General features: G+C 64.8%; 11 protein-coding genes. 5 read left to right on the forward strand and 6 right to left on the reverse strand.

Translation table 11 applies throughout. From position 1 onward, the window contains the following. Window position 1: 1 nt before the first annotated feature. The 3 genes from gshA to RTI28_RS18130 form a co-directional block, all read right to left on the reverse strand. Window positions 2-1,585 (reverse strand): glutamate--cysteine ligase, encoded by a 1,584-nt coding sequence (gshA, locus tag RTI28_RS18120; protein ID WP_316921738.1) that lies wholly within the window; start codon window positions 1,583-1,585, stop codon window positions 2-4. A 154-nt stretch (window positions 1,586-1,739) separates the two neighbouring features. Further along, on the reverse strand, window positions 1,740-2,123 hold the full coding sequence (locus tag RTI28_RS18125; RefSeq protein ID WP_316921739.1) for a PaaI family thioesterase: 384 nt from the start codon (window positions 2,121-2,123) through the stop codon (window positions 1,740-1,742). Next, window positions 2,123-4,441, reverse strand: coding sequence for a Tex family protein (locus tag RTI28_RS18130; protein ID WP_316921740.1), 2,319 nt, complete (start codon window positions 4,439-4,441; stop codon window positions 2,123-2,125). Before RTI28_RS18130 ends, RTI28_RS18125 begins: the two co-directional genes overlap by 1 nt. Window positions 4,442-4,682: 241 nt before the next feature. Here RTI28_RS18130 and ompR point away from each other — a divergent pair, with 241 nt between their 5' ends. Continuing rightward, the gene (gene ompR, locus RTI28_RS18135; RefSeq protein ID WP_042121420.1) at window positions 4,683-5,423 is read left to right on the forward strand and encodes a two-component system response regulator OmpR; all 741 of its coding nucleotides are present in this window, start codon (window positions 4,683-4,685) and stop codon (window positions 5,421-5,423) included. 124 nt (window positions 5,424-5,547) lie between these two features. Further along, on the forward strand, window positions 5,548-6,861 hold the full coding sequence (locus tag RTI28_RS18140; protein WP_316921741.1) for an ATP-binding protein: 1,314 nt from the start codon (window positions 5,548-5,550) through the stop codon (window positions 6,859-6,861). Here RTI28_RS18140 and rimK read toward each other — a convergent pair whose 3' ends face one another. Beyond that, window positions 6,862-7,767, reverse strand: coding sequence for a 30S ribosomal protein S6--L-glutamate ligase (gene rimK / locus RTI28_RS18145; RefSeq protein ID WP_316921742.1), 906 nt, complete (start codon window positions 7,765-7,767; stop codon window positions 6,862-6,864). Further along, window positions 7,764-8,246: an ATP-dependent zinc protease gene (locus RTI28_RS18150; RefSeq protein WP_042121689.1), complete on the reverse strand. Its 483-nt coding sequence runs from the start codon at window positions 8,244-8,246 to the stop codon at window positions 7,764-7,766. The genes rimK and RTI28_RS18150 overlap by 4 nt, the downstream gene beginning before the upstream one ends. 108 nt (window positions 8,247-8,354) lie before the next feature. Between RTI28_RS18150 and RTI28_RS18155 the strand changes: the two genes are divergently transcribed. From RTI28_RS18155 to RTI28_RS18165, 3 genes are all read left to right on the forward strand, one after another. Beyond that, window positions 8,355-8,753: an RNA-binding S4 domain-containing protein gene (locus RTI28_RS18155; protein ID WP_316921743.1), complete on the forward strand. Its 399-nt coding sequence runs from the start codon at window positions 8,355-8,357 to the stop codon at window positions 8,751-8,753. A gap of 184 nt (window positions 8,754-8,937) precedes the next feature. Continuing rightward, entirely contained in the window at window positions 8,938-9,840 is a 903-nt protein-coding gene (gene hslO / locus RTI28_RS18160) for an Hsp33 family molecular chaperone HslO (protein ID WP_316921744.1), read from the forward strand. A gap of 180 nt (window positions 9,841-10,020) precedes the next feature. Then, window positions 10,021-11,562 carry a phosphoenolpyruvate carboxykinase gene (locus tag RTI28_RS18165; protein ID WP_316921745.1) on the forward strand — a complete coding sequence of 514 codons (1,542 nt, stop codon included), beginning with the start codon at window positions 10,021-10,023 and terminating at the stop codon, window positions 11,560-11,562. A 124-nt stretch (window positions 11,563-11,686) separates the two neighbouring features. Here RTI28_RS18165 and RTI28_RS18170 read toward each other — a convergent pair whose 3' ends face one another. Further along, complete coding sequence (locus tag RTI28_RS18170; RefSeq protein WP_316921746.1) at window positions 11,687-12,058, reverse strand: response regulator; 372 nt, start codon at window positions 12,056-12,058, stop codon at window positions 11,687-11,689. Between the last annotated feature and the right edge of the window lie 36 nt (window positions 12,059-12,094).

Here is a 12,094-nt window from a genome sequence, read left to right on the forward strand (position 1 = left end):
GTCAGTTGCTGATCGCCAGGATGCTGGCCTGGTAGGCACCGACGAACAGGTCGAAATCACCGACCTCCTGCTGCTCCAGGCGGGCCTGTTCTTCCAGCGAGGTGCGCGTCATCGCTTCGAAACGTGCCTCCTCGTCCGCCGGCAGGCGCTGGCCGCGCAGGTAGTCGGCGTGCAACTGGCTCTGGCGCAGGGCGAAGCGGGCGAAGCTTTCCTGGTTCTCGGTCATGCTCGCCAGGACCTGCGCCGACGGCGTCAGCGCCGGGTCGTCGACCTTGGCGGCCTGGGTCGCCAGGGCACGGCCGTGCTCGTCGCCGCCATGGGCGCGGTCGAGCAGTTCGGCCAGCGGCGCGATGCGCGCCAGCAGCTCGGAGGCCCAGGTCTTCAGGGTCACCGGCTGGCCATCGCGGTGCAGTTCCAGGCCGGGACGGCGACCTTCCTTGACCACCGTGAGGAAGTTGTCGGTGCACTGGCCGCACTCGCCGTTCTGCAGCAGCGGGCTGTCTTCCAGGGCGCAGAACAGCAGGAAGGCATCGAGGAAGCGCGCCTGCGGCAGGTCGATGCCGGTGGGCAGGAACGGGTTGATGTCCAGGCAGCGCACTTCGATGTACTGGATGCCACGGGCCATCAGCGCCTGGATCGGCCGCTCGCCGGTATAGGTCACGCGCTTCGGACGGATGTTCGAGTAGTACTCGTTCTCGATCTGCAGGATGTTGGTGTTGAGCTGCACCCACTCGCCGTGCTGGTGCGTGCCGATCTCGACGTACGGCGCATACGGCGTGGCCACGGCGCGGCGCAGGCTGTCGGTGTAGCTGTCGAGGTCGTTGTAGCACGGGGTCAGGCCGGCCTGGGCGTTGCTCTGGTAACCCAGGTCGCTCATGCGCAGGCTGGTCGCCCAGGGCAGGAACAGGGTATCGGCGTCGAACGACTCCAGCTGGTGCGCGCGACCGCGCAGGAAGCCCGCGTCCAGCGCCGGCGAGGCACCGAACAGGTACATCAGCAGCCAGCTGTAGCGACGGAAGTTGCGGATCAGGGCGATATAGGACGACGACTGGAAGTCGCGATCGCTGCCGCTCCCGCCCTCGGCGTCACGCAGCAGCGGCCAGAGCTTTTCCGGCAGCGAGAAGTTGTAGTGGATACCGGCGATGCACTGCATGGTGCGGCCGTAACGCAGGGCCAGGCCCTTGCGATACACGTACTTGAGCTGACCGATGTTGGAGGTGCCATACCAGGCGATCGGGATGTCCTCCTCCGCCGGCAGCGGACAGGGCATCGACGGGCTCCACAGGTATTCGTCACCGAGCCGGCTGTAGGCGAAGCGGTGGATATTCTCCAGGCTTTCCAGGGTCTGCGCCGGATCGGTCTGTGCCGGGGTGATGAACTCCAGCAGCGACTCGGAATAGTCGGTGGTGATCTGTTCGTGGGTCAGTGCCGAGCCCAGGGCCTCGGGATGAGGGGTCTGGGCCAGGCGACCGTCTTCGGTCACGCGCAGGCATTCACGCTCGATGCCGTGCAGGCACTGCTTGAGCAGGGAGAGATTGTCGCCCTGGCCCAGCAGGCTCAGGCGGCGGTTGAGAAGTTCGCTCAAGATGGAATTCCTTCACACATCAGTCGCCCCGATATGGGGGTAGAGATGACGGTCTGCAAGGGTGGACAGGAGGAACTGGCGTTGTCGCCTGGTTTTCGCAGGAAATCGGCAGCGCCCGCGCACTGCCGAAAGTACCGCAGATGGCCTTTTGCGGCTAGAGCACGGCGAACGTGCCCTGAGCTTTGGCGACGAGTTTGTCGTCCTGGAATACGTCGGCGTCCAGTACCAGCGTGCGCCGGCCGGCGTGCAGGACCCGAGCGACACATAGCACTTCGCCTTCACTGACCGCGCGCACGTAGTTGATCTTGCACTCCACGGTGACGCTGCGCTGGTCGAAACCGTGGCTGCTGGAACAGGCCAGGCCCATGGCGATGTCCACCAGGCTGAAGATCGCGCCGCCGTGGAGGAAACCGCCACGGTTGCGCAGGTGCGGCCCCAGCCCCAGGACCACCTCGGCAACGCCCTCCTCGAGGCGTTGCAGACGGCAGCCCAGCAACTGGCTGAAGGCGCTCTGGACGATCCCTTCAGGCACGTCCATCACTTCTTCTTCAACTGTTTGGCGTTGGCGAACAGGGCAGCCATGGCGTTGTTCGCCGGTGGCGGCGTGTCCTTGACCCGTGCCGGCGCGCTCTGCTGGCGCGGCGCCGAACCCGGGCGACTGCCACGGGCACCGTCGACCTTCTCGCCCGGCGTGTCGCTCATGCGCATCGACAGGCCCACGCGCTTGCGCGGGATGTCCACTTCCATGACCTTGACCTTGACCACGTCGCCGGCCTTGACCGCTTCACGCGGATCCTTGATGAACTTCTCCGACAGCGCCGAGATGTGCACCAGGCCGTCCTGGTGCACGCCGATGTCGACGAAGGCACCGAAGTTGGTGACGTTGGTCACCACGCCCTCGAGGATCATCCCCGGCTCCAGGTCCTTGAGGTCCTCGACGCCTTCCTGGAAGGCGGCGGTCTTGAACTCCGGACGCGGGTCGCGGCCCGGCTTGTCGAGTTCCTGGAGGATGTCGGTGACGGTGGGCAGACCGAAGGTCTCGTCGGTGAACTTCTTCGGATCGAGGCGCTTGAGGAAACCGCTGTCGCCGATCAGCGAGCGAATATCGCGGTCGGTCTCGGCAGCGATGCGCTGCACCAGCGGGTAGGCTTCCGGGTGGACCGCCGAAGCGTCCAGCGGGTTGTCGCCGTTCATCACGCGGAGGAAGCCGGCGGCCTGTTCGAAGGTCTTCTCGCCGAGACGGCTGACTTTCTTCAGCGCCGCGCGGGTCTTGAACGCGCCGTTGGCGTCGCGGTGGCTGACGATGTTCTGCGCCAGGGTCGCGTTGAGGCCGGAGATGCGCGCCAGCAGGGCCACCGAGGCGGTGTTGACGTCAACACCGACGGCGTTCACGCAGTCCTCGACCACCGCGTCCAGGCCGCGGGCCAGCTTGAGCTGGGACACGTCGTGCTGGTACTGGCCGACGCCGATGGACTTCGGATCGATCTTCACCAGTTCGGCCAGCGGGTCCTGCAGGCGCCGGGCGATGGACACCGCGCCGCGGATCGACACGTCGAGGTCGGGGAATTCACGAGCGGCCAGTTCCGAGGCCGAGTACACCGAGGCGCCGGCTTCGGAGACCATGATCTTGGTGATCTTCAGGGCCGGGTACTTCTTCACCAGTTCACTGATCAGCTTGTCGCTCTCGCGGCTGGCGGTGCCGTTGCCGATGGCGATCAGTTCCACCGAGTGCTTGGCGCAGAGGGCGGCGAGCACGGCGATGGTGCGGTCCCAGTCGTTCTTCGGCGCGTGCGGGTACACCGTGGCGTGGTCCAGCAGCTTGCCGGTGGCATCGACCACGGCGACCTTGCAGCCGGTGCGCAGGCCCGGGTCGAAGCCCAGGGTCGCGCGCGGGCCGGCCGGGGCGGCCAGCAGCAGGTCGTGCAGGTTGTGGGCGAAGACGTTGATCGCCTCGCCTTCGGCGTTGTCGCGCAGCTCGCCGAACAGGTCGGTTTCCAGGTGGCTGTAGAGCTTGACCTTCCAGGTCCAGCGCACCACTTCGGCCAGCCACTTGTCGGCCGGGCGGCCCTGGTTGGCCAGGCCGAAGCGCTCGGCGATCATCAGCTCGCACGGGTGCAGGGTGCCCGGCAGCTCCTCGCCGACCTTCAGCGAAGCGCCCAGCACGCCTTCGTTGCGCCCGCGGAAGATCGCCAGGGCGCGGTGCGACGGCACGCTCTTGAGCTGCTCGTCGTGTTCGAAATAGTCGCGGAACTTGGCGCCTTCCTCTTCCTTGCCGGCCACCACGCGGGCGGCCAGGGTCGCTTCCTGCTTGAGGAAACCGCGCAGCGTGTCGAGCAGGCTGGCGTCTTCGGCGAAGCGCTCCATGAGGATGTACTTGGCGCCTTCCAGCGCGGCCTTGACGTCGGCGACGCCCTTGTCGGCATCGACGAAGCGTGCGGCTTCGCCTTCCGGATTCAGTTGCGGGTCGGCCAGCAGCGCGTCGGCCAGTTCGCCGAGGCCGGCTTCCAGGGCGATCTGGCCCTTGGTGCGGCGCTTCTGCTTGTACGGCAGGTAGAGGTCTTCGAGGCGGGTCTTGGTGTCGGCCAGCTTGATCTCGCGCGCCAGCTCCGGGGTCAGCTTGCCCTGCTCCTCGATGCTGGCGAGGATGCTGGCACGACGCTCGTCGAGTTCGCGCAGGTAGCGCAGGCGCTCTTCGAGGTTGCGCAGCTGGGTGTCATCCAGGCTGCCGGTCACTTCTTTGCGGTAACGGGCGATAAAAGGCACCGTGGAGCCTTCATCAAGTAGAGCCACGGCCGCCTCGACCTGTTGCGGGCGGACGCCGAGTTCCCCGGCGATGCGGCTGTTGATGCTGTCCATAAAACCACCTGACAAATTGTGAGTGCTAGGGCCGCGAGGGCCGGCGCCAGAGGGCGTCGGGGCAAGGCGGCGCTCAGTGAAAGCGGCGCATTATACCCAGCGCGCCGGGCTTGCGGTGATAGCTGCTGGCCAGCCTTGTCGGCCGTTTCGCTGGCACATGAGGAAAAATCTGCTAACAATGAGCTCGGACCCGCAAATGGCGGCTAAGCCATAATGCGCGCCGTGATTAAAGGAGCAACCCATGAGCAGCACCGCACAAACAGCCGAAGGCGAGAAAATCCTCATCGTCGATGACGACCCGGGCCTGAGCAGCCTGCTGGAGCGATTCTTCACCAGCAAAGGCTACCGCGCACGGGCTGTACCCAATGTCGAACAGATGGACCGCCTGCTGGCGCGCGAAGTGTTCAATCTGGTCGTCCTCGATCTCATGCTTCCCGGTGAAGACGGCCTTTCCGCCTGTCGCCGCCTGCGCGCGGCGAACAACCAGGTACCGATCATCATGCTCACCGCCAAGGGCGACGAACTGAGCCGGATCAAGGGCCTGGAACTGGGCGCCGACGACTACCTGGCCAAGCCGTTCAACCCCGACGAGCTGGTGGCACGGGTCAAGGCCGTGCTGCGCCGGCAGACGCCTTCGGTACCGGGCGCCCCGGGCAGCGAGGACGAGACCGTCACCTTCGGCGACTACGAGCTGTCCCTGGCCACCCGCGAGCTCAAGCGTGGCGACGAAGTGCACATGCTCACCACCGGCGAGTTCGCCGTGCTCAAGGCGCTGGTCATGCATGCCCGCGAGCCGCTGACCCGCGACAAGCTGATGAACCTGGCCCGCGGTCGCGAATGGGACGCGCTGGAGCGTTCGATCGACGTGCAGATCTCGCGCCTGCGCCGGATGATCGAGCCCGACCCGTCCAAGCCGCGCTACATCCAGACTGTCTGGGGTGTGGGCTACGTGTTCGTGCCGGACGGCAACGCCAGCAAGTGATCCATCGTTGTCTGCAGTGATGCATCGAAAGCAGGGCCACCGCAGGGTTGCCCTGCTTTTGCATGATCAGCCCCGCAAAGCCCGCGAGCCGCGCTCGCACCTGCCAAGTGTGTAGCCGTCGTCCATGAAAACGCCGCTGTGGTTCCCGCAAAGCTTCTTCGCCCGCACCCTGTGGCTGGTGTTGATCGTCGTCCTGTTCTCCAAGGCGCTGACCCTGGTCTACCTGCTGATGAACGAGGACGTGCTCGTCGATCGCCAGTACAGCCACGGCGTGGCCCTGACCCTGCGCGCCTACTGGGCAGCGGACGAATCGGACCGGGAGAAGATCGCCGAGGCGGCCGGGCTGATCCGCGTCACCGGCAGCGGCGTGCCCGAGGGCGAACAGCACTGGCCCTACAGCGAGATCTACCAGCGCCAGATGCAGGCCGAACTGGGCGAGGACACCGAGGTGCGCCTGCGCGTGCATGCGCCACCGGCGCTGTGGGTCCGCGCGCCGAGCCTGGGTGACGACTGGCTGAAGGTGCCGCTGTACCCGCACCCGCTGCGCGGGCAGAAGATCTGGAACGTGCTCGGCTGGTTCCTCGCCATCGGCCTGCTGTCCACCGCGTCGGCGTGGATCTTCGTGCGCCAGCTCAACCAGCCGCTCAAGCGTCTGGTGTTCGCCGCCCGGCAACTGGGCCAGGGGCGCAGCGTGCGCCTGCCGATCAGCGATACGCCGAGCGAGATGACCGAGGTGTACCGCGCCTTCAACCAGATGGCCGAGGACGTCGAGCAGGCCGGACGCGAGCGCGAACTGATGCTCGCCGGGGTCTCCCATGACCTGCGCACGCCACTGACCCGCCTGCGCCTGTCGCTGTCGCTGCTGGCCAACGACAGCGAGCTGACCGACGACATGGTCCGCGACATCGAGGACATGGACGCCATCCTCGACCAGTTCCTCGCCTTCATCCGCGACGGCCGCGACGAGCCGGTGGAGCAGGTGAGCCTCAGCGACCTGGTGCGCGAAGTGGTCGCCCCGTTCAACCAGCCGGAAGAACAGGTGCGCCTGTGCCTGGAGCCGATTCCACCGTTCCCGCTGCGCCGGGTGTCGATCAAGCGCCTGCTCGCCAACCTGATCGGCAATGCCCTGCATCACGCCGGCAAGGGCGTCGAGGTCGCGGCCTATGTCTCCGGCGACAGCAGCGCGCCCTACGTGGTACTGAGCGTGCTCGACCGCGGCGCCGGGATCGATCCCGCGGAGCTGGAAGCCATCTTCAATCCGTTCATTCGCGGCGACCGCGCGCGCAGCGGCAAGGGCACCGGCCTGGGCCTGGCGATCGTCAAGCGCATCGCCGCCCAGCACGGCGGCAACGTGGAATTGCGCAACCGTTCCGGCGGCGGTATCGAGGCCCGTGTGCGCCTGCCGCTGGGCCTCCTGCTGCCGCGCGACGCGGTCTAGTCAGCCCTTGCCTTTCGTGCGGGTCAGATTTGGCCCGCCGTTCTTCTCCAGGTGCTCGATGATCATCCCGGCAACGTCCTTGCCGGTGGTGATCTCGATGCCTTCCAGGCCCGGCGACGAGTTCACCTCCATCACCAGCGGGCCGTGATTGGAGCGCAGGATATCCACGCCGGCGACGCTCAGGCCCATGACCTTGGCCGCGCGAATCGCGGTCATGCGTTCTTCCGGAGTGACCTTGATCAGGCTGGCAGTACCGCCACGGTGCAGGTTGGAACGAAACTCCCCCGGCTTGGCCTGACGCTTCATCGAGGCGATGACCTTGTCGCCGACCACGAAGCAGCGAATGTCGGCGCCGCCGGCTTCCTTGATGTATTCCTGGACCATGATGTTCTGCTTCAGGCCCATGAACGCCTCGATCACCGACTCGGCGGCCTTGGTGGTCTCGCACAGCACCACGCCGATGCCCTGGGTGCCCTCCAGCACCTTGATCACCAGCGGCGCGCCGTTGACCATCTGGATCAGGTCGGGAATGTCGTCCGGCGAGTGGGCGAAGCCGGTCACCGGCAGGCCGATACCGCGCCGTGAAAGCAGTTGCAGCGAGCGCAGCTTGTCCCGCGAACGGGCGATGGCCACGGATTCGTTGAGCGGAAACACACCCATCATTTCGAACTGGCGCAGCACCGCGCAGCCATAGAAGGTCACCGACGCACCGATACGCGGAATCACCGCATCGAAACCTTCCAGCGGCTTGCCGCGATAGTGGATCTGCGGCTTGTGGCTGGCGATGTTCATGTAGGCGCGCAGGGTATCGATCACCACCATTTCATGCCCCCGTTGCGTACCGGCCTCGACCAGGCGACGGGTGGAATACAGACGCGGGTTACGCGACAGCACAGCGATCTTCATGCAGCACCTGTGGAAGGGGTAATGGTTGCCGGGAATGCCGGCTTGTCCTGAACGTACTTGAGCCCCGGATTGACCACCAGCTGGCCATGGACCAGGGCCTTGGAACCCAAGAGAAGGCGATAGCGCATGGCCTTGCGACAGGCCAGGGTGAACTCCACCTCCCAGACCCGGTCGCCCAGCGCCAGCGGCGTGCGAATGACGTAGCGCACCTGGGCCTGGCCGTTGGAGCTCTTGATGGTTTTCATGGTCACCAACGGCGCCTCGCAGCGACGGTGCCGCAACTGCACCACCGAGCCCAGGTGAGCGTTGAAGCGCACCCAGCGCTCGCCGTTGCGCATGAACGGCTCGACCTCGGTGGCGTGCAGACTGGACGTGCTGGCGCCGGTGTCGATCTTGGCGCGCAGGCCGGCCAGGCCGAGGTCGGGCAACGCCACCCACTCGCGCAAACCGATAACGCTCAAATGATCAAATGTCTTCACGATGCACAACCCGGGAAAAGTCGGTGAACTGTAAGCAGGCAGCGGACTTTTTGCATCCGCCAGTTACGGTAGTACAGTTCCATGACCGCTAATGATCGGAGCAGTGCGATGGCTTATCAGGAAGACGACGACAAGGTGCGTCTGGACAAATGGCTCTGGGCCGCGCGTTTCTACAAGACCCGTGCCCTGGCCAAGGCAGCCATCGAGAGCGGCAAGGTGCATTGCCGCGGCGAGCGCTGCAAGCCGGGCAAGGAGCCGAGGGTTGGCGACGAGTTCGTCCTGCGCACCGGCTTCGACGAACGCACCGTGGTGGTCAAGGCGCTGTCCGTGGTGCGCCGCGGCGCACCTGAGGCGCAGACCCTGTACGAAGAAACCGAAGACAGCATCCGCCGCCGCGAACAGGCCGCGGCGCTGCGCAAGGCCGGCGCGCTGGGGGTGACCACCGACGGCCGGCCGACCAAGAAGCAGCGGCGACAGATCCATCAGTTGCACGGCAGCTTCGACTGAGCGGTACCCTCGACCCCCTTGGAAAACACCCCGTGAATCACCATTAAGGGGTACAGCCACTCGTCGTCTGTCGTGCCCGGGATCTGGTCAAAGCCCCTGGGCGCAAACACAGTAGAGCGATTCGAGCGCCAGCAGAGCGCTCCGACACCCCTTCAGCGAACTTTTCGAGCAGCCAGAACACCCCATGAGCGATTTGCCGGATACCGACTTCACCCAACGTTTCATCTTCGACGAGCGCGATGTCCGCGGCGAACTCGTTTGCCTGGAAAACAGCTACGCCCGCGTGCTCGACAAGCATCCCTACCCCCAACCAGTGGCCCAGTTGCTTGGCGAACTGATGGCCGCCGCCTCCCTGCTGGTCGGCACCCTCAAGTTCGATGGCCTGCTGATCCTCCAGGCGCGCTCCGACGGTCCGGTGCCGCTGCTGATGGTCGAGTGCTCCAGCGAACGCGAGATCCGCGGTATCGCCCGCTATGACGGCGAAGCCCTCGGCGCCGATGCCGGCCTGCAGGAACTGATGCCCAACGGCGTCCTCGCCCTGACCATCGATCCACGCCATGGCCAGCGCTACCAGGGCATCGTCGAACTGAACGGCAAGGACCTGGCGGAAAGCTTCACCAACTACTTCGTCATGTCCGAGCAGTTGGGCACCCGCTTCTGGCTCAACGCCGACGGCCACCGCGCCCGCGGCATGCTGCTGCAGCAATTGCCGGTGGACCGCCAGCCGGATGCCGACGAGCGCGCCGACAGCTGGGCCCACGTTGCCACCCTGGCCGGCACCCTGACCCGTGAAGAGCACCTGGGCCTGGACAACGAAACCGTGCTGCACCGCCTCTATCACGACGACGCCGTGCGCCTGTTCGACATCCAGCCGCTGCAGTTCCGTTGCAGCTGCTCGCGGGAGCGCTCCGGCAATGCCCTGGTCAGCCTCGGTGTCGACGACGCCAAGGCCCTGGTCGACGAACATGGCGGCCAGATCGAGATCGATTGCCAGTTCTGCAACGAGCGCTATCGCTTCGATGCTGCCGATGTAGAGCAACTGTTCGCTGGCGGTGGCGTGGACGCGCCGTCAGATACTCGTCACTGAAACGTTTCTGCCCAGGGAATTCTCCTGTCGAATGCGGTCAAGACGCAGTTCTGACAGGAGGGCCCTACTTTTTTTGGGCGTTTCTGGCATAATCCGGCCACTTTTTTCGCTGTAGTAGTTTGCAAAGATCTACTACAAATCGTTTGGAGCACTCGGCCACCGGGCCGGATGGGGAATCTCATGACGCAAGCCAACAACGCCGTGTTCACCGATCTGAGCGTCGACGAGCTGGTAAAAGAAGCACTGAAACGCGGTGAAGGCGAGCTGGCCGACACTGGCGCGCTGGTCGTGAAAACCGGTCACCGCACCGGTCGTTCGCCGGTTGACCGTTTCATCGTCGAAGAGCCGAGCACCCAGGACGCCATTGCCTGGGGCCCGATCAACCGCAAATTCCCCGCCGACAAGTTCGACGCCCTGTGGGCCCGTGTCGAGGCGTTCAACAACGCCCAGGAACACTTCGTTTCCCACGTCCACGTAGGTGCTGCCGCCGAGCACTACCTGGCCGTCAAGATGACCACCCAGACCGCCTGGCAGAACCTGTTCGGCCGTTGCCTGTTCATCAACCCGGCCCAGTACAACCCGGCTGGCCGCGAAGAGTGGCAAGTGCTGAACGTCGCCAACTTCGAGTGCGTGCCAGAGCGTGACGGCACCAACTCCGATGGCTGCGTCATCCTCAACTTCGCCCAGAAGAAAGTCCTGATCGCCGGCATGCGCTACGCCGGTGAAATGAAGAAAGCCATGTTCTCGGTGCAGAACTTCCTGCTGCCGGCCGCCGACGTGCTGCCGATGCACTGCGCCGCCAACATCGGCGAAGAAGGCGACGTGACCCTGTTCTTCGGTCTGTCCGGCACCGGCAAGACCACCCTGTCGGCCGACGAAAGCCGTTACCTGATCGGTGACGACGAGCACGGCTGGGGCGAAGGCGTCGTGTTCAACATCGAAGGCGGCTGCTACGCCAAGTGCATCGACCTGTCCGAGAAGAACGAGCCGGTCATCTGGAAAGCCATCAAGCACGGCGCGGTGCTGGAAAACGTTGTCCTGGACGATGCCAAGCACGCCGACTACGCCGACGGCAGCCTGACCCAGAACAGCCGTGCCGCGTACCCGCTGGAGCACGTCGAGAAGCGTTCCGAGAAGAACCTGGGCGGCGAGCCCAACGCGGTCATCTTCCTGACCTGCGACCTGACCGGCGTTCTGCCACCGGTGTCGATCCTGAACAACGAGCAGGCGGCCTACCACTTCCTGTCCGGCTACACCGCGCTGGTCGGTTCCACCGAAATGGGTTCGGGCGGCGGCATCAAGTCGACCTTCTCCACCTGCTTCGGCGCACCGTTCTTCCCGCGTCCGGCCGGCGAGTACGCCGAACTGCTGATCAAGCGCATCAAGGGCTTCGGCTCCAAGGTCTACCTGGTCAACACCGGCTGGACCGGCGGTGGCTACGGCGTCGGCAAGCGCTTCAGCATCCCGACCACCCGTGCGGTGATCGCTGCCATCCAGAGCGGCGCGCTGATCGGTGCCGAGACCGAGCACCTGGGCATCATCAACCTCGACGTGCCAAAGGCCGTTCCAGGTGTCGATACCGCCCTGCTGAACCCGCGCACCACCTGGGCTGACCAGGCTGCCTACGACGAAGCAGCGAAAGGCCTGGCCTCGCTGTTCATCGAAAACTTCAAGAAGTTCGAAGTTTCCGACGCGATCAAGGCTGCCGGTCCTCAGCTGTAAGCTGACTGCGCCTGATAAAAACCGGCTCGCGAGAGCCGGTTTTTTTTTGCGTCGATTCAGCGCCTTGCAGATCGCCATCGACAATCCCCAGGCGGGAAGGACCTCGAGCCTGACTCCGCGCTGGTCAGTAAAGAATATCCTCGACCTTGTACTGCACTTCCTCGACGGTCAGGTCCTTCAGATACCCCTGATATCCTGCAGCAAGGGCGCGGTCTATCTGGCTTTGGTTCAATCCCACGGTGAAGAACAAGGCAGGCAATGAGCCATAAGCTGGTGTTGTGCGGATCTGTCTGAGCAGATCAATGCCAGTCGATCCGGGAAGATATGAATCACAGATAGCCAGCTTGACGCTGCCCTCAGCCAGTCGCTCCAACACCTCAGCCGTGTTCGACGCCTCCACGAACGCATGCCCCTCAAAGCCTGCGGCTCGAAACGCCCTGACAATCATTTTGCGCACCACCAGGGAATCATTGACGATCAGAATTTTCGCACTCATGCCGAAGGCTCCTCTGATTCAAATTTCTCGTCGCAC

Source organism: Pseudomonas sp. zfem002, from assembly GCF_032621685.1.
Classification (GTDB): Bacteria; Pseudomonadota; Gammaproteobacteria; order Pseudomonadales; family Pseudomonadaceae; genus Aquipseudomonas; species Aquipseudomonas japonica.